This window comes from Limosilactobacillus oris DSM 4864, from assembly GCF_001434465.1.
Lineage (GTDB): Bacteria > Bacillota > Bacilli > Lactobacillales > Lactobacillaceae > Limosilactobacillus > Limosilactobacillus oris.
This window is the reverse complement of sequence record NZ_AZGE01000014.1, coordinates 22,718-44,659: the sequence shown is the minus strand read 5'-3', so window position 1 is coordinate 44,659 and position 21,942 is coordinate 22,718. Positions and strand designations below refer to the sequence as shown.

At 50.7% G+C, this 21,942-nt stretch carries 17 protein-coding genes and 3 tRNA genes; 17 read left to right on the top strand and 3 right to left on the bottom strand.

Annotated elements, in window-relative coordinates:
* Positions 1-272: 272 nt before the first annotated feature.
* Positions 273-1,634: an MFS transporter gene (locus tag FC49_RS06160; protein ID WP_056984546.1), complete on the top strand. Its 1,362-nt coding sequence runs from the start codon at positions 273-275 to the stop codon at positions 1,632-1,634.
* Complete coding sequence (locus tag FC49_RS06155; protein ID WP_056984545.1) at positions 1,615-2,787, top strand: mandelate racemase/muconate lactonizing enzyme family protein; 1,173 nt, start codon at positions 1,615-1,617, stop codon at positions 2,785-2,787. The genes FC49_RS06160 and FC49_RS06155 overlap by 20 nt, the downstream gene beginning before the upstream one ends.
* A gap of 102 nt (positions 2,788-2,889) precedes the next feature.
* Here FC49_RS06155 and FC49_RS06150 read toward each other — a convergent pair whose 3' ends face one another.
* The 3 genes from FC49_RS06150 to FC49_RS06145 form a co-directional block, all read right to left on the bottom strand.
* Complete coding sequence (locus FC49_RS06150; RefSeq protein WP_056984544.1) at positions 2,890-3,438, bottom strand: GNAT family N-acetyltransferase; 549 nt, start codon at positions 3,436-3,438, stop codon at positions 2,890-2,892.
* 347 nt (positions 3,439-3,785) lie between these two features.
* Entirely contained in the window at positions 3,786-3,989 is a 204-nt protein-coding gene (locus FC49_RS10180) for a LytTR family transcriptional regulator DNA-binding domain-containing protein (protein ID WP_235804883.1), read from the bottom strand.
* 20 nt (positions 3,990-4,009) lie between these two features.
* Positions 4,010-4,534, bottom strand: coding sequence for a response regulator (locus FC49_RS06145; protein ID WP_204780338.1), 525 nt, complete (start codon positions 4,532-4,534; stop codon positions 4,010-4,012).
* A gap of 322 nt (positions 4,535-4,856) precedes the next feature.
* On the opposite strand from FC49_RS06145, the gene FC49_RS06140 reads away from it, so the two are divergent.
* The 15 genes from FC49_RS06140 to FC49_RS06075 all read left to right on the top strand — a co-directional run bounded on the left by FC49_RS06140 (position 4,857) and on the right by FC49_RS06075 (position 21,841).
* On the top strand, positions 4,857-8,495 hold the full coding sequence (locus tag FC49_RS06140; RefSeq protein ID WP_056984543.1) for an MBG domain-containing protein: 3,639 nt from the start codon (positions 4,857-4,859) through the stop codon (positions 8,493-8,495).
* A gap of 150 nt (positions 8,496-8,645) precedes the next feature.
* Positions 8,646-8,718 (top strand) — tRNA-Asn (locus FC49_RS06135).
* Between the two features lie 137 nt (positions 8,719-8,855).
* Positions 8,856-10,934 carry a KxYKxGKxW signal peptide domain-containing protein gene (locus FC49_RS06130; protein ID WP_056984542.1) on the top strand — a complete coding sequence of 693 codons (2,079 nt, stop codon included), beginning with the start codon at positions 8,856-8,858 and terminating at the stop codon, positions 10,932-10,934.
* Between the two features lie 116 nt (positions 10,935-11,050).
* Positions 11,051-11,920 (top strand): Rpn family recombination-promoting nuclease/putative transposase, encoded by an 870-nt coding sequence (locus FC49_RS06125; protein WP_056984541.1) that lies wholly within the window; start codon positions 11,051-11,053, stop codon positions 11,918-11,920.
* Positions 11,921-12,020: 100 nt separating this feature from the next.
* Positions 12,021-12,338 (top strand): hypothetical protein, encoded by a 318-nt coding sequence (locus tag FC49_RS06120; protein ID WP_056984540.1) that lies wholly within the window; start codon positions 12,021-12,023, stop codon positions 12,336-12,338.
* A gap of 283 nt (positions 12,339-12,621) precedes the next feature.
* Positions 12,622-14,121 carry a peptide MFS transporter gene (locus FC49_RS06115; RefSeq protein WP_003714776.1) on the top strand — a complete coding sequence of 500 codons (1,500 nt, stop codon included), beginning with the start codon at positions 12,622-12,624 and terminating at the stop codon, positions 14,119-14,121.
* A gap of 223 nt (positions 14,122-14,344) precedes the next feature.
* Positions 14,345-14,427: transfer RNA gene (locus FC49_RS06110), tRNA-Tyr, on the top strand.
* Positions 14,428-14,438: 11 nt separating this feature from the next.
* Positions 14,439-14,510, top strand: a tRNA-Gln gene (locus tag FC49_RS06105).
* Between the two features lie 144 nt (positions 14,511-14,654).
* Entirely contained in the window at positions 14,655-15,320 is a 666-nt protein-coding gene (locus tag FC49_RS06100; RefSeq protein WP_056984539.1) for a hypothetical protein, read from the top strand.
* Between the two features lie 89 nt (positions 15,321-15,409).
* A complete protein-coding gene (locus FC49_RS06095) occupies positions 15,410-16,804 on the top strand; it encodes an MFS transporter (protein ID WP_056984538.1) in 1,395 nt (464 codons plus the stop codon).
* Between the two features lie 73 nt (positions 16,805-16,877).
* Positions 16,878-18,122 carry a carboxylate--amine ligase gene (locus FC49_RS06090; RefSeq protein ID WP_056984537.1) on the top strand — a complete coding sequence of 415 codons (1,245 nt, stop codon included), beginning with the start codon at positions 16,878-16,880 and terminating at the stop codon, positions 18,120-18,122.
* A gap of 175 nt (positions 18,123-18,297) precedes the next feature.
* Positions 18,298-19,947, top strand: coding sequence for an aspartate-alanine antiporter-like transporter (locus FC49_RS06085; RefSeq protein ID WP_003714782.1), 1,650 nt, complete (start codon positions 18,298-18,300; stop codon positions 19,945-19,947).
* A gap of 21 nt (positions 19,948-19,968) precedes the next feature.
* On the top strand, positions 19,969-20,688 hold the full coding sequence (locus FC49_RS06080) for an aspartate/glutamate racemase family protein (RefSeq protein WP_003714752.1): 720 nt from the start codon (positions 19,969-19,971) through the stop codon (positions 20,686-20,688).
* A 123-nt stretch (positions 20,689-20,811) separates the two neighbouring features.
* Positions 20,812-20,976 carry a hypothetical protein gene (locus FC49_RS10055; protein ID WP_003714766.1) on the top strand — a complete coding sequence of 55 codons (165 nt, stop codon included), beginning with the start codon at positions 20,812-20,814 and terminating at the stop codon, positions 20,974-20,976.
* A 163-nt stretch (positions 20,977-21,139) separates the two neighbouring features.
* Positions 21,140-21,841, top strand: a complete 702-nt coding sequence (locus FC49_RS06075) for a GntR family transcriptional regulator (protein ID WP_003713144.1) — start codon at positions 21,140-21,142, stop codon at positions 21,839-21,841.
* Positions 21,842-21,942 lie beyond the last annotated feature (101 nt).

Here is a 21,942-nt window from a genome sequence, read left to right as displayed (position 1 = left end):
TCTTTTATCTAAGTAATAGTACTTATGTCCCACTCTCTTTTTTATTTGGTGGGCATTTTTTACCGGGCGCAGCTTAGTTTATTTTAACGTAAGTTACCGCGGCAAGCTGATTGAGCGGGGCCGCGGTTCTGAGCCGCGAAAGGGGAATGAACGGTTTTATAATTAGATACTCAAAAATTGTTTATTAGCTCAACTGTTTTTGAAAATGTTCACATGATACTGACTAATGGTTACGCTTGATGTGAATCAACTATATGGAAAGGAAAAGTTAAATGGAAAAAGAAAGACCTAATCGAACGGCTTTCATTTCAGTGCTATCGATCGCGACATTCGTGATGGCACTTAGTATGCTTGCGTTAGCGCCGACTACTGCTAGTTTGATGTCCATCTGGCATGTATCGTTTGCCCAGGTAGAGTGGCTGACCACCGTTTTCCTGTTGGTAATGTGTATCAGTATGCTCATTAGTCCGTGGCTATTGCAGAATATTGGTTTCCGTAAGCTCATTTTAATGCTCCTCGGTTGCTTTGTAGCAGGGACGCTGTTGCTAGTATTAACACCCTGGTACTTCCTGGCTTTGATTGGGCGAATACTAGAAGCAATTGCACTGGGAATAATGTTCCCACTTTATCAATCAGCCCTGCTCGTCATCACAACAGGGGACAAGCAAAAACAGGTGATGGGGATTGCCGGGGCAGTAATGAGCTTTGCAATTGTCGGTGGGCCAGCAATTGTAGAGCTGGCCTTGACGATGGTTAGCTGGCGGGGCTTTTACGGCCTGTTAGCAGCAATCGTAGCCTTAGATAGTCTGGGCGCACTTCATTGGATCACCGCTGTGGTGCCGATTCACCGGCAACCCTTTGACTGGCGCTCGATTATTTACTCCTTAGGAATAGTGGGCCTTTTGTATGTAATCAACGCGTCATGGGCTCAGCGGCAGCATTTAATGTTAGGGCTGCTAGTAATAAGTCTAGCCTTACTATTAGCGTTTTGCTTTCGGCAGCTAATTAGCAAGCGGCCGCTATTGCAGGTGCGGGTCCTGCATTACGGGCGATTTGACCTTTGCTTGTTGCTATCCGGGGTGGCGTACATGTCATTGGTGGGGTTAACGGTCTTATTACCCTTATTTTATCGCCAAATACTCGTTGAGCATGGATTAATGGTAAGCCTTGCCTTGCTAATTCCGGCCTTGTTTCTTGTGCTTACCAACTTAGCGACTAGCCGGTTAGCGGACTTAATGGGCGACCGGGTCATGCTAGCCCTGGGAATGACCATCCTCGCTGGCAGCTTTTTACTTTTGGCGATTGGCAGCCCCAGTCTAACGGTAGTCAAGCTAATTGTTGATAGTAGTCTAGCTGCAATTGGGGCTAGTCTGGTGCTGATGCCGGCGACGACGCAAGGGGCAGCGCAATTGCCTTCAGATTTAGTAGCCCACGGGATTACGCTGATTACGGTAACTCGCCAGCTATTAGGGAGCCTGGGGACAGCCGCACTAACGTTATTGCTGATGGTTGCTCCGGGAGAGGCGGGCTTTGTTCGCGTGTTCTGCCTATTTGCGTTAATCGATTTAATTGTTTTGGGAACGTTACTGTTAGCTTTGTTTGGAGGATTTGTTAATGAAAATAGTGAAGATTGACCTGTTGTATAGCGCGCCAGTTGAAGACGGCTGGCGGCCCTCATTTTGCCGGATCTATACGGATACGGGATTATATGGGGATGGTGAGGTTGCACTTTCCTATGGGGCCGTCAGTCACGCTGCCTTTGCAGAAATGCGCGACTTAGCGCCCTTGCTGATTGGGATGAACCCGTTAGAGCATGAACTGATTTGGGAAAAACTATACCGGCAGAGCTTCTTTGGCCTAAACGCGGGCCCAGTTATTTTTGGCGCTATTTCAGCGTTTGACATTGCCCTCTGGGATATTAAGGGGAAGTATTACCAGGCGCCATTGTCAGAGCTATTAGGTGGTAAGCAACGTTCAAAGGTGCGCGCTTACGCAAGCCAGCTGCAGATGGGCTGGGGTGTTGGCCGCCATCATGCAGCGACAGAAGAGGACTACGCGACCAATACCCGGATTGCAATGGAAAAAGGATTCGACGCGGTAAAAATTAACTTTTTGACGTTTGACGAGCAGGGACAGCCGATTAGGCATGTTGATCAGAGCAGCCTGCTGAGTATTAGCTACCAACAGCTGATTAAACGACGACTGCAAGCTGTCCGGAAGGTACTTGGTCCGAACAATGATCTGATATTAGAAAACCACGCGCTGATCGGTAAACTGGCTGCCATCCAAGTGGCCCGGCTTGCTGAACCGGATGCGCCGTTATATTACGAGGAACCAGTTAAGCCGGATGCACAGCTATTGGCGGCCGTTCATCAGGAAACTGGTTTGCCAGTGGCGTCTGGCGAGCGTTTATACTCGCGGTGGGAGTTTAAGCGTGCCTTTGACCAGGGGGCCATCCAGGTTGCCCAGCCAGACATTGGGACTGCTGGTGGTGTGACCGAGACTAAGAAAATCTGTGATTTAGCGACCCTCTATGATATTGGGGTTCAAATCCATATCACCGGGAGCAACCTAATGACGGCGGTTTCCCTTAATTTGGAAGCTACCCTGCCGAACTTCATTATCCATGAATATAATGTCAATACGGCAATGCCCAAGATGTTGAGTCTGACCAAGTATGATTACGAACCGCAGGGTGGTCAGTTAACGGTGCCCGACCTCCCGGGGATTGGCAACGAACTTTCCACGACGGCATTTAAGAACAGCCAAGTGATTACCGTGGAGTAGACTCTCAATGAACTATGGCGATACGCTAAGCGGCCCCCAGCATTCGATTGAACGCTGGGGGCCGCTTTAGTCTAGCTATATAGCACGATGTTCGTTTTCTGCTTATTCCTTGACTAACTTAAACGGGAGGTAATGGCGCCGTCGCTTGGTCAAAAAGCGAGTCATCAGCTGCTGGAAGATTTGCGGGTTCACGTCTGCTTGCAGCGCCAACAGGTCAAATTCCTCGTCCTGCTCAATGGTGTAGTAGCCGGTCTTGACGAAGCCGTTTTGGGTGTAAAACCGCTGGCGGCGCAGGCGCTGCTCATTATTAGCCGCCGCCTCGTTCGGGCGCTCAGCACACAGGGTGACTAGCTTATCGGCGTACCGCTCCTTGATTGCCGTCAGTGCTGCGCTCCCGTAACCCCGGCCGTGGTAGCGGGGATCGATTGCCAGGAAGAAGACGTAGGCCATCCGGCGATCATAGACGGTATAAAAGAAGCCAACCCAGTTTTGCCGCTCAGAGATACTACAGAATTCTGCCTTGCCCGTGGCCGCCCGCATTTTCAGCAAGGCCAGCGGAAGTCGTTCGTGGCGGGGGAAAACGGTGGTGTAGACCCGCTTGATCTTTGCGAAGTCCGGTGACTTTCCCGTGATTTTTCGTACTTCAATCATTGCTAACCCTCCATTTCTACATATCTTATCCTATCTGCCAGCTGACAGGCAAGTAATCACTAAGGGAGTGGAAAATAACCTTCTTGACAAGGCGTATGACTAGCCTAGGACGATAGTTGACACGGCACGGGTCGGCTATCGTTCGTAGCTAGACACTAGCCTTGTGGTTATTTTCCACGTTATCTTTATAATAGTTAAGAGCTAGCAAGAGGCTGGTGAGAAAATGAAGTTTTCTCCCAGCCTCTTGGTGATTGCATCTTAAAATAACTGTGTGCGCGATAGGCAAAGCAGCAGGATGCTTTTGGATGCTTCGCCGTAATTGGGGCGAAGGTTAGTTGATTTTAGTGTTAGTTACCGTGGCGAGCTGATTGAGCAGGGCCGCGGTTTTGAGCCGTGAAAGGGGACAAATGTGGGGGGGGGGTAAGCCCCAGCACTACTGTATGGTCATGGGTGTTAATCTGACTCACCTTGGTAATATTAATCAGGCAGTGCCGGTGACTGCGGAAAAAGAATTGGCTGCCGTGTTCCAGACTCGTCAATGAACCGTGCACCGTGACTTGCTGGCCATTCGTCAAGTAGAGAAATGACTGGTGCGAGTTGCGGGGGTTGGGGCAAAGTAGAGGATGTCGGCCAGGGCAATCCGGGTATAGCCGGTCCCAATTTTCAACAGGATGGTAGGCTGGTTGAGCTGTTTTATCTGCTTGATTTTTTGGTTGACGAGCACAATGTCTTGCCGGAGGCGTTCAGTGATATTGGCCGTGCCTTTGGAAATAAAGTCCAGGGCGGCTGCTTGGTAGCGATAAGTGGCCGGTAATAATTCGTCGTGCACCGTGATAAAGATAATGGTGGCGTACGGGTCGTATTGGCGGACCAACCGGCTAACTTTTAGCCCGGCCTTGGTGTCGCCGGCGACTTCGAGGCCGAGCAGGTAGACGTTATCCATGCTCGGCGCTGGCAAGTGGGCGGTTAATTCGTCGACCGTTGCGTAAGCCTTGATGGTGGCAACGGCAATTTGCTGCTCCTTAGCGATTGAGTTGAGTACCTTTTCCAAATTAATTTGCTCGATCCATTGATCTTCTAAGATAAAAAAGTTCATTGCGGAAACCTCCCCATGATTAACAATAATTGAATTTGGGATGAAAGGGAAGATTTTCCAGAGGCATATTTTAACAAAAAGCAGTTAGCTTAACAATCCGTTCGTTGACAGATTTACGATTAGAAAAAGGGGGAAAGCGTTCGCAAAAGCGGGGATGATTTTGCAAACGATTTTTCCTTTATAAAAGAAGATTTCAACCACGACTTGCTGCATTTTGGTGCCGTCACTGCAGTATATCGCCGCTCAATGAAAGTGATACCAATTCAATTGGCGGTTCAATATAATAACTTTGTAGATTACTTGATCAATTGGGAGGTCAATCATGAAAGAACACAAGAAACTATATAAGGCCGGTAAACTGTGGGTCACCGCAACCCTGTTTGCATTTGCGGGAGTTGTGCTGGCAGCCAGTCCCGCAGCGGCTGATGACACGGTGAATGCGGCACCGCAGGCAAGTGCGGCAGTGACCACTGATAATGGTCAAGCAGCGACGGCGAATACAGACTTACAGTCTACTCAGGCGACTTCGACACCTAATTATCAACAAGTAGTTGCAAGCAATCAGTTAGAATCAGGTTCCACCTCAGGGATATTTACAAACCTTGCAGCAGCAACTCCTTATAACAAGGGCCTGTATATGTTTACGGATAACCCTAATGTAAATGACTATACATATGCTGGTCAGTTCTCATTGAGTAATTATGATCCCAGCTCATTTAAGCTAACCCTAAACGGAGCAAAGGATTATCAACCTGTAGCTGGAGACTTAGGACTCTTTGATAAAAATGGCAACCAGGTTTCCGATAGTCCAAGTGCCGCTGGTGCATATTCCATTAACCTGACAGCAGCTGGGTTAGCACATATTAACGCAGCTGATGATGAGCACCATTACGATTTTGATTCCAGATTTGGTATTGATGTGTACCTTAAAGAAGCTACTGACCTCGGTATTGAAACAGCTTTTAATGATAGTCCTGAAAATCATGTTTACACTTATAATGGTCAATCCGTACCTGCACTGAATCCAAGTGATGTTACAGTTAAAATAATGTCACAATATAGTATTAAGCAAATCGCAACTTATCATCCTGTTGCTGGTGACTTGGAGTATGTAGACGAGGAGGGAAAGAATGTTGACCCGCAACAGGTTGGGCTAGACGGTAATTTTTCTAATAGTGCCTTGGAAAAACAATATGGTATCTATGTTACTGAGCAAGGTATTGAGAATATTCAACGCCAGTATCCATTTATTAAGAGCATTTATAATCTGAACAATCACAGGGATGAATTGATAGGGCTAAGCGTTGGCTTGGCTAAAATAATTGTTAAGGCTGGTCAAGGGCAGCTTTCGCTAAGCGCCACTCCTCAGAACAGCTGTTTAGGCGCCGATGATTACATTAAGCTCAGCGACTACACTTTAAAATACGTATTAGGAAGTAATCAGCAAGAAATTTCATTGCAAGATGGTGACTTAGCCTTCTTTGATGAGAATGGAAATCAAGTTACGCCAACACAACCTGGCACATATTACGTTAGCTTAACTGAATCAGCTTTAAACCGGCTAAATAGCCAGCTTGGCGGCAATCTTCAATACCACTTTAATACAAAGAACGCCGTTAAGTACCGTATTTGGGTGAATGCAACGGCGAAACTTAATGGACCGTCAAAGATTGAATTAAATCAGGGATTTGATCTAAGCAAGTATAGCGTTACTCTCTTCTATAATGGGACACCAGTTTATACTTACCATCTTAAAGCAGGTGATTTTAAACTTGTCGATCAAAATGGCAATGATGTTACACATCCTACAATAGCTGGGAACTATACGTTGAAAGAAGATCGCTTGCTTATTAGTCTTGAAGATGACCCCGTCGCTATGTATTATCAGCCGGAAAATGCTGTGACAAAATCGATTCAGCTTTACCAGCCATACGTACCGACAGCAGAGGATTATAAGCAGAACTTCGGCTCGCTAGATGGTCACTCAATCCGCCAGGTTTCAGATAGTGAAGCGGCTCTGCACGTTGCCGGTTGGCACGCCAGTGGAGCGTCGGCCGTCATGCCGAATGGTTGGCTGATTGTCTTTGATAACACCCTCGGTCATGAAATCAAGCGGGTTCAAATCAAGCCGGTTAACCGGCCGGACGTCCAAGCAGCCTACCCTAATGTTTACGGCAGCCTTCAATCCGGTTTTGACCAGGATATCTTGATTCCATTAGCCAACGCTGGCGATGACCTTACCATAATTGCCCGCTACTCTAGTGATGCGGTCAGTGGTGAGGGCCAACGGATTGACCACTGGTTTGACCGGATGAACGTTGATCACGGCAACCATGCTTACGTGGATAGTGTTCAGTTTGCCAATGGTCAGCTCCATGTTGCTGGCTGGCACGCCACTAATACCGCACTGGGGAAGCCGTACCACTCCATTATTGTTTGGGACGCAACCCAGGGACGGGAACTTGAACGGGTTAATAACGTTACCGTCAATCGTCCAGACATCCCTGGTGTCTACCCAACGATTGTGATGGCTGACCATTCAGGCTTCAGTGCTGACCTGAAACTGCTACCGGAAATGGCTAACGACCAAATTCAATTTATTAGTCGTTACAGCACCGACGAAGCAGGTAACCAGGACTATGTTGACTACTGGCTTGGGCCCCAGCAGCTGCTAGCTGACCACCGCAACCAAGCGTACTTAGATAACATTAATGTTCAAAATGGCAAACTTCATATTGCTGGCTGGCACGTTACCAACCAGTCAATCGGGCGGCCGTACCACTCGATTATCGTTTTGAACGCTAACACCGGTCGTGAACTGGGTCGCTACACGAGCAGCCAGCCGGTTAGCCGGCCAGACCTGACCCGTGTCTTCCCTGGAGTTATCACCGCGGCCCAGAACGGCTTTAGTGGGGATATTGCATTGACAGCGGGCATGGGCGACCAGCCAATCCGGATTATCAGCCGGTGGAGTGCCACGGCCGACTCCAACAGCAACTATGTTGACTACTGGTTTGCACCGCAACAGTTATACCCTGACCTCAGCAACCGCGCGGCCCTCGATGGCTTTACCGCTCAGGGAGCAGTAATTTCGGCAGCCGGTTGGCACGCTACGACCCAGTCGCTGGGACGGGGACACCACTACATCATCCTCTTCGACCAAACGGCTAACCGGGAAGTCCAGCGGCGTGAAGTCACGGATAACAACAACCGTCCGGATGTCGCCCAAGCCTTCCCTGGTGTTTACAACGCTGATCATGCGGGCTTTAATGTCCAATTCATCGTTGATTCCAGCGTTAATGGGCACCGGCTAGTGATCTTGAGTCGGTGGACGGATGACCCGGCCGGAAACGGCAACGCGGTCGACTACTGGTTTGGCAACCAGCCCGTTACACCAGAAGCACCGGTAATTCCTGCCGGTGGGGTCAATTCACCGGATAACCACAACGTAAAGAAAGCCTTTCATATTGACAGCATTAAGCCGGTGATTTATGAGTATGTTGACTCGGAAACAAAACAACCAATATCAATGAGACTTTTGGATGTTACAGGTTGGATGATTAGCAACTATTGTGCTAACTGGAACTATAAGAGTTTACGTGATCAGAGGATGATGCATGGTAATGAAGTAAGAAAACATGCACGATATGAGGAAATAATTTTCCAGGTTAATGGTCAGGATGTTGACAGGGACCTTATAGAAGCGGAAGGCTGGAATAATGCGATGGACATGGAACGACCGGATGTAGCAGCAGCTTATCCAGATGTTTGGAATAGTCTCAATAGTGGCTTCCAGAATGGCTTCCGTATATTTAGAGATATTAAGCCAACCGATGAATGCCGCTTTGTTTTCCGGTACTATGCAAATGACAATGATTTGACAGTCTATGACCAAATGGTTAGCCCAATTTATCACTTTGATGCGTCAACTTGGGACCATGCGGAAATTGTTAAAGGCTAAGGCAGAAAATACATTAAAGACCCGTCAGCGCGGGCCTTTAATGGCAAGCAGGGTAACCGCCATGCTGTAACAATCTTAGCTACCCCAAACAGAAAAATAGCTTGACGAATTAATTAACTATTCGCTATAATTAATTCGTTAAGTTATTATTCCGGCATAGCTCAGTTGGTAGAGCACCTGACTGTTAATCAGGTTGTCGTCAGTTCGAGTCTGACTGCCGGAGCTAATTCAAAGGGACTGGTGATGATTCGCCAGTCCCTTTTTTAGTACCTGCGTCGTCAAAATAGTGGCATTTTGATCTTTTTCCTCATATAATAAATTTTGTAAGGATAAGATAAATATTCGGGGAGAAATATTTAAATGAAAGAACGTAAGAAATTATATAAAGCCGGTAAACTCTGGGTTACCGCGACTTTGGTAGCCTTTGCCGGTATCGTTGTCACAACGACTTCTGCATCCGCTGACGATAATACTGTGGTTGCCACGCCACAGACGAGTCAAGTTAACAGTAGCGTACCAGCGCCGTCAACCAGCACCGCTACGCCTGCCGACGCGACTTCGGCCACACAAAACACGCTTGCTCAGCCGGCCAACACGGCAGTTAGCTATGCTGCTGCGAATACTACGAGTTGGGAAACCACTACCAGCACGTTGAACGGCCCTACCAAGCTGCCGTCGAACCAGGTGCAAAACCCGCGGAACTACACGATCGGTGTTTACCGCAACGAAACGTTGATTTACACCTACCACCCCCAGCTTGGCGACCTTTTCATTACCAACCAGGCGGGGCAGGTGGTCAGCCAGCCAACGACGGCTGGTACCTACCGTCTCCAGCTTTCCCAGCAGGGGTTGAGTAACATGCGGCGGGTGCCGGATTTGCAGGGGTATACTCTGCAGTCCAACGTCACGACCACGATTCAGCTTTACCAGCCGTACACTCCTAATACCCAGGACTACCAGCAGAATTATGGGAGCCTGGATGGCTATTCAATCCGCCAGACCTCCGCAACTGAGGCGGCCATCCACGTTGCTGGTTGGCACGCCAGCGGTGCTTCGTCACTGATGCCGTATGGCTGGCTGATTGTGTTCGACAACACTCGTGGGCGTGAAATCAAGCGGGTAGCGATTGACCCGGTCAACCGGCCTGATGTCCAAGCGGCCTACCGGAACGTCTACGGCAGCTTGCAGTCCGGCTTCAACCAGGACATTATCATTCCGTTGTCCGCCGCTGGGGATGATTTAACGATTATTGCCCGTTATTCCAGCGATTTTATTAATGGTGAGGGCCAGCGGATTGACCACTGGTTTAACCGTATCAACGCTGACCACGGTAACCATGCCTGGATTGACAGTGTTCAGTACGTCAATGGTCACTTCCAGGTTAACGGCTGGCACGCCACGAACCAGGCCCTCGGCAAGAACCACCATACGCTGATTATTTGGGACGCCAGCCAGGGCCGGGAGTTAACCCGGATCCCGGACGTTGCCGCCGTGGCCCGTCCTGACCTGGCTAAGGCCTACCCGACAATTCTTGGGGCGGACCACGCTGGCTTTAGTGTGGACGTCCCGCTCTTGCCAGCAATGGTTACGGATAACATCCAGTTCATCAGCCGCTACTCCAGCACGGCAGATTCAAACCGCGATTACGTGGACTACTGGTTTGCGCCCCAACAGCTGTTGAGTGACCACCGCAACCAGGGGTACCTGGATAGTGTCAATGTGCAAAATGGCAAACTCCATATTGCTGGTTGGCACGCCACGAACCAGTCGATTGGGCGCCCTTACCACACCTTGATTATTCTGAACGCCCAAACCGGGCACGAGCTCCTGCGGTATACAACTAAACAGTATGCCAGCCGTCCTGACCTAACCCGGGCCTTTCCGGGAATCGTTACGGCCGGGCAGTCCGGCTTCAATGTGGACCTCCAGCTAGTACCGGGAATGGGGAACCAGCCCCTCCAAATTGTTAGCCGGTGGAGTGCAACCCAGGATGCCAATAGCAACTACGTGGATTACTGGTTCGCCCCGGTAACGCTTTATCGCGACACCGCGAACCGCGCGAATCTGGACAGCTTCGCCATCCAGGGCAACGTGGTTTATGCTAGTGGTTGGCACGCGACGAGCCAGTCGCTGGGCCGGCCGTACCACTACCTGCTGCTTTTTGACCGGACGACTAACCGGGAAGTCCAGCGGGTCAAGGTAACGGCTGCCAACAGCACCCGCCCGGATGTTGCCCGAGCCTTTCCGGATACTTACAACGCCGGCCAGTCTGGCTTCAACGCGCAATTCACGGTTCAGCCAGCGCTTAACGGTCACGAGCTGGTAGTGCTGAGCCGGTGGACCGACGACCCGGCCGGAAACGGGAACGCCGTCGACTACTGGTTTGGTCAGACCGTGACGCCAAACGTCCCGGTTGATAAGGCCAAGCAGCTGGACTAGGCCTCAGTTGATTCGAAATGTTTATTATCAAGCGTTGTCACGCCTTAGTGGGCGGCAGCGCTTTTTTTCGTTCAATTAGGTGTGCCTTCCGTATTTATTAAGTGGGAGGCGAGTAAATGAACCGTGAACACGAACTAACAAGGCTGGCTCAGCAGTGGGAAGAGCTGACGATTGCCAACGACCGGATGTTTTCGATGGCGATGGAGAATAATGCGATTTGCCGGGAACTGCTCCGGCGGATTTTCCCAGAGCTGGCGATTGACCGGGTCCAGCGGGTGACGGTGCAAAAGCAGGTTAATACGCCCTTAGACGCGCGGACGGTCCGCTTTGACGTCTACATTCGTGATGACCAGCAGAGAACGTACATCGTGGAGATGCAGGTTGCCAACCGGCAAAATCTTCCGTACCGGCTGCGCTACTATCTTGAGCAGGTTGACTACAGCATTTTAGGACCGGGTGACAACTACGAAAAATTGGCAGGATACCCGACCTACGTAATCTTCTTCTGTGATTTTGACTATTACGGTCAGGACCGGCCAGAATACCGCTTCGAGTGGCGGAACATTGACCAACCGGACCTGGCTGCAGGAACGGGCCAGCAGTTGGTGGTTTTTAATGCCCAGGCCAGCACCTTTCATGATAATATAGGGGTAGCAGGTTTCCTCAAACTAATGCATAATCAGATTGCAGCGGGAGACCCACTCGTGGAACAGGTCACCCAGGAAATGAAGCGTATTAAGCAGGACCCAGAAAGGCGGCGTGATTATATGAAATACGAACTAGACCTAATGGACGCCCGCAGTGATGGGATGGCAATCGGCCTGGCGGAGGGAAAGAAGCAAGGCAAGCAAGAGTCGATCGTTGCGGCGGCCAAGATACTGCTTGGCCTTGAATTAAGTCGGACTGTTATTGTTAAGCAGTTGATGTCGGCCTATGATTTGAGTTCCGCTGAGGCTGAGCGCTACCTAAAACGGGCACAAGAGTAGTTTACAAAGAGGAGTCTTTTTGTTACTTTAAAAATGAAAATGTTACAGGAGTGGAGCAGGGTCTGTCCCACTCTTTTTTTACGGAAGGAATGTTTTATTTATGGAAACCTCGTCGTTATTGCTCTGCATTGTCTTCATGCTGGTGGGACTACAATTTCTCCGCGGCAAGTGGCTCAACTTGTTAACCTGGCTCCAGCAGTTTTCTGGCAACACGGTGTCGGCGGACCAGTTGAACCGGGCCGGAATGGTCTTAGCCCCCGGATTGATTGCCCTGGGCTTTAGTATGTTCTGCTGGGGCTTCTTTGGCCCCGGAGCCTGGCAGACCGCTGGGAATGCTATTTTCGCTTTAAGCCTGATTTACTTGCTGGCAGCCCTGGTTGGTGTTTACGTTAACTTTGCCCGCAAAGGGAAGGATTAAGCTCACTAAATTTTTCAAAAGGATGGTTGTAATCGTTTGCTAGGCACTCTTTACTTAATTTAAATAATAATTGCTGGGCTGTTCGTTTAAAAATTAAAGTTAAAAGTTAATTTCTCCCTGCTCAAGCGCACTTTTTCTCATTGAAATCTTATTTTTTAATTGACTGACCAAAATGAGGTGTATATAATTAATATATTCTGAAATTTTAAAGATATTTTTAATTTTGGAAATGAGTATGTATTAACGATTCAATTCATTTCAAATTATTGTTTGGAGGAATTATATGAGTAAAGAGAGAAACGTGGATACAGCCTTCTTTGGCCAGCCACGTGGCCTATCAACTCTGTTCTTCACAGAAATGTGGGAACGGTTTAGTTACTACGGGATGCGTGCCATCCTGCTGTTCTACATGTACTATGCGGTAACTAAGGGTGGTTTAGGAATGAACCAAACCACCGCGGCTTCCATCATGTCAATCTACGGATCACTGGTTTACCTGTCCGGAGTTGTTGGTGGTTGGCTGTCTGACCGTGTTTGGGGTTCCCGGCGGACCGTCTTTATCGGTGGTGTCCTCATTATGTTTGGGCACATTGCCTTATCACTGCCGTTCGGGGTTTCCGCCCTCTATGTGTCAATCGCGTTGATTGTTGTCGGGACCGGGTTACTGAAGCCTAACGTTTCCGAAATGGTGGGGGGCTTGTACAGCCCTGAAGACCAACGGCGGGATTCCGGTTTCAGTATGTTCGTCTTCGGGATTAACCTGGGGGCCGCGGTTGCTCCTTGGGCAGTTCCGTGGGCTGCAAATGGCTTTGGCCTGAACCTCTTCCACGGGGAAATGAATTTCCACGCCGGCTTCTCACTTGCCGCAATCGGGATGTTCTTTGGCCTGGTTCAATACGTAATTGGCGGACGGAAGTACCTTTCTAAGGATAGTCTGTACCCAGAAGATCCGATTGAAAAGGACGAATTGCGGCCGGTAATTATCTGGTCCATTGTTGGTGTGGTAGCAGTTGCCATCATCTTAGCCCTGCTGGCAGCGATGGGACAGTTGAACATTACCAACATCATCACGCTGATTACCATCATCGCGATTGCGTTGCCAATTTGGTACTTCGTTATGATGCTGAACTCCAAGAAGGTTACGAAGACAGAAAAGTCCCGGGTTGTAGCCTACATCCCACTGTTCATTGCAGCCGTTATCTTCTGGGCGATTGAAGAATCTGGTTCAGTTGTGCTGGCCCTCTTCGCCGAACAACGGACAGTTCTGCACATCGGGAGCTGGCACTTTGCAGCGGCTAACTTCCAGACGCTGAACCCACTGTTTATCATGATTTTAACGCCAGTGTTCGTTTCCCTCTGGGACCACTGGAAGAACCAGCCAAGTGCTCCTGGTAAGTTTGCGGCCGGGCTGGTCTTTGCCGGGCTGTCATATGCCTTCATGGCACTGCCAGCACTGATTCACGGGACGACCGCCGGACGGGTATCACCATTCTGGCTGGTTGGTTCCTGGTTCATCGTGGAAATTGGTGAAATGCTGATTTCCCCAATTGGCCTGGCGGTAACGACCCGGTTGGCACCAAACGCCTTCAAGTCCCAAATGATGAGTATGTGGTTCTTAGCTGACGCGGCTGGTCAAGCCGTGAACGCGCAGATCGTTAAGTACTACTCATCATCAACGGAAGTACCATACTTCCTGACAATCGGTCTGGTAAGTATCGTCTTCGGGATTATCTTAATGTTCTTCGTTAAGAAGATCCACGGTCTAATGGGCGGCGTTGACTAATAATTGAAATTTCTAAGAGACTGGGAAGCGGCCCAGCCTCTTTTTTATTGTTAAAAATAGGGTTCAGCGGAATAGTTGGCTCCGCTGCCTAGTCGTCCTTATAAGCGTGGGACGGCGAAGCAGACGAGCTTTTTTGCGTCACTGATTAAAAAAGGCTTGCATTTAGGTCGGAGATTCGGTATTATAATAAACGTTGATTGATTACTGATCAATTTAACCACATGGAGGAGTAGCGAAGTCTGGTTAAACGCGACGGTCTGTAAAACCGTTCCTTCGGGTTCGGCGGTTCGAATCCACCCTCCTCCATTTTTTATTATTGGGCTATAGCCAAGCGGTAAGGCAACGGTTTTTGGTACCGTCATGCGCTGGTTCGAATCCAGCTAGCCCAACTGACTGAGAAGCTGGATTAAAACCCAGCTTCTTTTTGTTTTAAAACTCACGTGCCCTAGGGTGACGGCTTGATTTACCGCACTAGGCGGTATTCATAGAATATAACCCGGGAAATAATTGCTAACTTACGAGGAGGGATTAAGATGCCGAAGCAGGGACAGTTTGCCAAGTCGCCCCGGACTAAACAACTAAATAGTTTTAAGGTCAAGCGCCGCGGTGGGGGCAACACAGTCTCAACTGACCGGCTGACTGACTTCCTCGTGGTCCGCTTTGCTTTGACCGCAAAGAAGCGGGTGGCCCCAGCGGCCCAGGAAACAGTCCAGCGGTTTTTAATTGAGCTGGCTGATCGCCTAGTGGAGGCCAACGGCGACCTGGCGAGACTGGTACCGCCGTTGCTAACTAAGCTGAATTCCCAAGTTCCCTGGCAGTTTTACGCCCAGGTGACGGCTAATTGGGACCTCCTCCAGCGCTTCCTGGTCAAAGAGCTACCGGCTGTGCCCCTGGATCAGCGCCTCCGGGTGACCGCCCAGCTCAGCACTGGCCAGCTGAACCAGTTGGTAGCCGAGCAGCTGGCACAAAAGGGGGCCGCGGCGACCCTGCTTGGTCGGGGACCGTTACCACCGGCGCAAACCCAGCTAGTGGCGAAGCAACTGCTGGCGGCCCTGTATCGGGATGGGCAGGTTGATTGGCAACAGGTGCGGGCCTTGCTTGCGCCGTTACCGTACCAGCCGGCGGCGGACCTGGATTTGCCGACCAGACAGTGGCTGACAGCTCTGGCCCAGCAACCAGGTTTGACAGGGGCAAATTAAATTTGGTATAACAATAACTGTTAATTAGGCTGTGGTGGAGCGAATCACTACGGCTATTTTTTATTTAAAATTTTCAAGGAGGCGTTAGTGTGGCAAGTACCAAACAAAATCATATCTACCTAGCAATTATTTCCCTTGCGCTGTTAACCTTTATCGGAATCTTGAATGAAACGTCAATGAACGTTACCTATCCGGAATTATCCCGTGAATTCGGTGTTTCCCTGGATATGGTCCAGTGGATTACGACCGGCTACCTCTTGATGGTGACCATCACGATGGGGACGACGGCCTACCTCTTACGTCAGTTTGCGGCCCGTAAACTGCAGCTGGTGGCGGTCTCGGCCTTTATCATCGGCGACTTGATGTGTGCCCTGACCGGCAACTTTGCGGTTTTACTGGTGGGACGGTTAATCCAGGCCGTTGCCACTGGTCTATCGACGCCAATCCTCTTCCACATCATCTTTACCGAAATCCCCCGGGAGCGGCTTGGGGCGATGACCGGTTTTGCGGGGATGGTAATTTCCTTCGCACCGGCGCTTGGGCCGACCTATGGCGGGTGGATTTCCGCCGTCAGCTCCTGGCGGATGATTTTCTGGCTCCTCCTGCCGTTTGTCCTGGTCAGTCTGGTACTGGGGCAACTATATATCCGCAACCAGCCAATCGGCAACGAGAAACCCTTTAGCTACGGGAGCCTCATTAGTCTAGCCGTGGCACTCTTCACCGTTGTCTATGGCCTAGCACTGATCGGGCGGTCTGGACTGAGCTGGACGGTTCTCGCCTGGCTGGTGGCGGGCGCGGTCTTCTTTGCCGGCTTCGTTTATGTCAACAATCACGGACAGTCGCGCCTGTTCGACCTGAGCGTTTTCCGGAGCAAGCCCCTGCGCTTATCGACCCTGACCTACTTTGATTTGCAATTCATCAACATCGGAATTTCCCTCGTGATTCCACTATACGCTCAATACGTTCTCGGCTCGACGTCGACCGTCGCTGGCCTGATCCTGCTACCGGGGTCGGTTTGCGGAGCCTTGCTGGCGCCATTTGCCGGTCGGCTCGCGGATAGTCAGGGCTTTGCGACCCCGGTTACCTTTGGCGGAATCCTGCTGCTGGCGGGGACGGCTTGCTTTGCCCTGTTCCAACCGGGCCTGACGCCAATGCTAATCATGACCTTCTTCATCATCCTCCGGGTCGGCTTTAACTTTGCCTTTGGAAACACAATTTCCAACGCGACGGTCCTGGTAGCGGCAAAGAACAGTGCCGACGTCAATTCAATTTTCAACATGGTCCAGCAATTCGCCGGCTCCCTGGGGACGGCCTTTTTGGCGGCGGTCCTGGCGATTTACCAAAACAGCGGCACGGGCAGCCTGCGGACACGCTCCTATGCTGGAGGCCGCTTTGACTATCTCTTCCTGTTGGTAATGGCTGTCATTGCCTTAGCAGCCATTGTAATCAACTACCGCCTGCAAAAGCGGACTAGCCGTCAGTAAGGGCCGAAAGTATGGTAGAATAGGAGCTTGGAATACTGAAAATAACGTTTAATTTTAGCGAGGGAGTGAGAAAATGAGCGAACAACCATTTGTTCCGCTGATTTTAGGAAGTGACTTTAACGCCTACGGGATGGCCCGGTCAATGTATGAAAAGTACGGCGTGAAGTCCCACCTGTACGCACGGGCTGAACTGGCACCGACCCGGTTTTCGAAGATTATCGACCTGCACATTGACGCTAACCTGCAGAAGCCGGAAGTCTTCACCGAGACCCTGATCAAGGCGGCCCAGCAGTATATCGACCAGGGGAAAAAGGTTGTCCTGATTAGCTGTGGGGATGACTACACGGAACTGGTCAGCAAGAACCGGAGCAAACTGGCAAAGTACATGGCGATTCCATACGCCGACTACGAGTCCGTTGCCAAGCTGACTAATAAGGAAGAGTTCTATGAGGTCTGTGAGCAGTACGGCTTGCCGTACCCTAAGACCGACATCCTCAAACCGGATACCGACTACAAGCACTACCAGTCACCATTCGAATTCCCGGTAGCCTTAAAGGCGGCCGACGCGGTCGAATGGCACAAGGGAAACTTCGAAGGCTATGAGAAGGCCTACATCATCAACGATGCGCACCGGCTGACTGAAGTGCTGACGACTATTTACGAGCACAGTCCCTACAATGGCGATCTGATCCTCCAAGAGTTTATCCCGGGTGACGATAGCAACATGCGGACGATTAACTGCTACGTCGGCAAAGACGGCCAGGTCAAGCTGATGAGCCTGGGCCACCCGCTGCTGGAGGAGTGTGAGCCGTCCAACGTCGGGAACTACGTGGCAATTATGCCGGCTTACGACAAGCAGATTTACCAAAACATCAAGCACTTCCTGGAGAGCGTCAAGTTCACCGGCTTTGTCAACTTTGACCTGAAGTACGACCGCCGTGACGGCCAGTTCAAGGTCTTTGATTTGAACCCGCGGCAGGGACGGAGCAGCTTCTTCGTTTCCCTCAACGGCCACCAGCTGGCGACCTTCCCCGTGGAAGACTACATTTTTGATCGTCTGGACGGGCAGGAGACGGTTTACGCCAACCAGGATCCGGCTAAGTACCAGCTCTGGCTGGGCGTTTCCAAGCAGACCTTCCTAAAGTACGCCAAGGATAATGAAATCAAGCAGCAGGCGGAACAACTGATTAAGGACGGTCGGTGGGGGACAACCTACCACTACGCTAAGGACATGAACCTGATGCGCTGGCTCTTGGAAAAGCGGATCAACATGGTTTCACAAAAGAACTTTGCCAAGTACTTTGTGGAAAAGAAATAAGAAACGAAAAGAGTGTGCAGGCAAGCTAGCTGACCTAGTTTGCCTGCACACTCTTTTACTTTGATTACCGGCACATTAACATTCAATGATAAGTTGACGGAGACTGTTGAATTGCGGTGGTGGCAATGTAATAATGTTGCTGGATTAAAATTATGAAAGTGACAAAGAATCGTTAATGTTAGATACAATTATCCATTTCATGGTCAATAACCAGACCTTCACCCTGTTTATCTGTGTCGCTTTGGGCTTTGCCATCGGCAGCTATAAAATTGCCGGGCGCTTCAACATTGGGGCAACGGTGGGAACGCTAATCGTGACCCTGATTGTTGGTCAAATCGGGGCCTTTCCCCGGAACGAGATGCTGGGCACCATCTTCTTCGGGGCCTTCATGTTTTCCGTTGGCTACCGAATTGGCCCCCAGCTCTTGGTGAGCCTCAAACTCTTTGGAATCCGCATCATTATTGCCAGCCTCTTTTGGATGCTGGTAGCCTTTTTCGTTTCCTGGGGCCTGTTTGTGGCCTTTAAGATTGGGCCGGGGATTGCCGCCGGGGTTATCTCTGGTTCACTGACCCAGTCCGCGACCGTTGCCAGCTCCTTGCAGACGATTGGGTCGCTCCCGGTCAGCAACGCCGTTAAGTCAACCTATGAGGCCCAGCTCCCGGTTGCCTACGCCCTAACCTACGTCTTCGGGACGCTAGGGGTGATTGTTTTCCTCCGGGACATCGCGCCGAAAATCTGCGGAATTACCATTGAGGAACAGGGACCGCTGATGGCGTGGAAGTATCACTTTCATGCTAAAAATCCTAACCCCACCTGGCGCCGGACCTACCGAGTGGCTGCGGATTCGCCGCTGGTCGGTAAAACAATCGTGCAGTTTAACCGCTGGACTAACTACCACCTGATTGCGCTGGCCGTCTTTCACCGGGGGACGATGACTGACCACCTGGAGTACGAAATCAAACCGGGCGACCTGGTGACGGTCATCGGTTACGCCATTCACTTCGACCGTCTTCACGGCCTTCAGGGAATCAAGGAAGTGTTGACGCCGACGAACGCGCCCAAGGAACGAAAATTCGTCCTTGGTAAGAACTTTAAGCCGGTTCAATTGGCAATCTTGCGTCAGCACGGGGTGTTCATTAACATCCAGGATCCCAATACCGGGAACGAACAGTTGATTAACCAGCTTCGCCCCGGCAATGTGATTTCACTGACCGGGAACACCTCGCGAACCGCGAACATCCTGCATAAGATGGGGCGGTGGCACACCAGCGCTGAGGCCATCAATTACAGCCTCTTCGCCCTCGGAATCGGTGGTGCTTCCCTTTTAGGAATTCTTGGGCTAAAATTAAATGGTATCCCACTTCAATTGGGTAACGGGACCGCGGCCCTGATTATGGGACTGGTCCTGAGCTCCTGGATTAACCGCCACCACGACTACAAGTCGATTCCAGAAACGGTCACGACTTTCTGCCAGAGTGTTGGGCTGACGATTTTCGTGGGGACGGTTGGTCTCCAGTCGGCCCAAGCCTTTACGTCTGCGGTTAAGTCTTTGGGAGTTGGCGTGTTGGTGGTTGGTGCAATTATCACAATTGCACCGCACCTGCTGACCCTGCTCTTTGGCCGCTACGTGTTGCGAATGGAGCCGCTGGCGCTGTTGGGAGCCTTGACGGGTTCCGGGACGAGTGCCGCCTCAATGAGCGAAATCGTTCAAAAGGCGGGGCCAGAAGGGGGCGCCTACTTTGCGGCGGCCTTTACTCCCGCGTTCGTGGTCGGCAATATCGGCATTACCCTGCTTGGCCCAATTTTTGTGGCGCTCTTAGCATGAGAAAAGGAAGGCAAACTAATAATGAAAAAGTTCTTTACCGTTTTAGGGGGAATGGGCACGCTGGCAACTGAGAGTTACGTTCGCCTGCTCGACCAACGGACCCCGATTCACCGCGACCAGGATTACCTGGACTACATTGTTGTCAACCATGCTAGTATCCCGGATCGGACGACCTGGATCCTTGACCACAGCCAGCCCGACTATAACAAGGCGCTGATTGAGGATATCCAGCAGCAGAGCCTGCTTAACCCAGCGTTTTTCGTGTTGATTTGCAACACTGCCCACTATGCTTTTGACCAGTTGCAAGCGGCAACGACGATTCCGATTCTCAATATGTTGGAAGAAACGGTTGCCGAAATCAAGCGGATTAAGCCAGATGCTAAGAAGGTCGGCCTGTTAGCAACCCGGGGGACCGTGGAAGCCGGTTTGTATGACGGCTACATCACTAAGGCGGGTTATGAGGAAATCAAGCCGACGCCGGAAATCCTTGATATGACCGAGGACTTAATTTACCACGACATCAAGGAAGCTGGCCACTCCGACGGCCAAAAGTACCACGAGTTGGTCCGCAAAATGGTCGAGGAAGAGGGCGCCGACGTTGTTATCCTGGGATGTACCGAGTTGTCCTATGCCCAGGAGATGAACCCCGAGACAGAGTTTTCGGTGGCCGATTCCCAGTCGATTATCGTCGACCGTTCCCTGGAACGCGGAATGAAGCTGGAAGGACGGGCAACTAAATAGTTTTTTGCAGAGGATGAACACACACCCCAACCGGCTGGCAGGTTGGGGTGTGTGTCTTTCGACGTGAGGTTAGCCGCTGGGAACACTGGCTGATGGTGCTTTGATGCTGGCAGCCGTCTGCGGATGGGAAAGCTGGCTCGTTTGATTGCCAACGGTCGGTTAGACCCATCATTAATGATTGCCTACAAGTTCGACGGCTTTAAAAAGATTTCGGACGCACTGGAACGAATGCATAACAAGCCAGCAAACCTAATCAAGCCAGTGGTTTACTGTGATGACATTGATTAAATAATAACTGAATTTATACAAACCGCCCGGAGCGAAGCAAATTCGTTCACGGGCGGTTTGTATCTCTTCAACTAAGCAAGTTAGTATTGGTCTAGATAACTGGAAAAGTGGTAGAATAAGACGAAGCATGACAGAGAACTGTATTGGCACGAGGAGGAATACGATGGGTTCACCGGTTTACATTCAGATACACAACCAGCTGCGAGAGAACATCGAAAACGATAAGTGGCGGGTCGGTCAAAAAATCCCGGCAGAACGGGAACTAGCTAGCCAGTTTAACGTTAGCCGAATGACCTTGCGCCAGGCAATCCAAGCCCTGGTCGACGAGGGAATCCTGGAACGCCGGGTCGGGTCAGGAACTTTCGTGGCTAACCGCAAGGTCCAGGAAAAAATGGCCGGGGTGACCAGCTTTACCGAATTAATGCTGGCAGCCGGGAAGACGCCGTCTAGCAAGACTATTTCCTACCACTTGACGGTGCCCTCCCAGACTGAAATCGAAAAATTAAAGCTGCCGGCAGGGGAGCAGGTCCTGCGGATGGAGCGGGTTCGGTCCGGAAACGATGTCCCGATTTGCTATGAAATTGCTACGGTGCCCGCTGCTTTGGTCAAAGATTTTAGCCGGGATGAGATTACCAGTTCCTTTTACCGGACGCTGGAGCAAAAGGCCCACCTCTATCCGGGCCACGCGATCCAGCATATTTCCGCAACTAAGGCCACGGAACGGATTGCTACCTACTTAGATGTCAAACGGGGTGACCCGCTCCTGCGGATGACCCAGCTCTCCTATTTGCAGGATGGCCGCCCGTTTGAGTACGTTCACACCCAGTACGTTGGCTCCCGCTTTGAGTTTGTCCTCGAAAAATAAGGATGGCCGGGCGAGCCTGCCGGTTTAACGCGGGTGCCGTGTCGGTGACCGTTGAAAGGGGTTGGAATTAATACCCCGCTCTGCTATATTAAAAATAATTT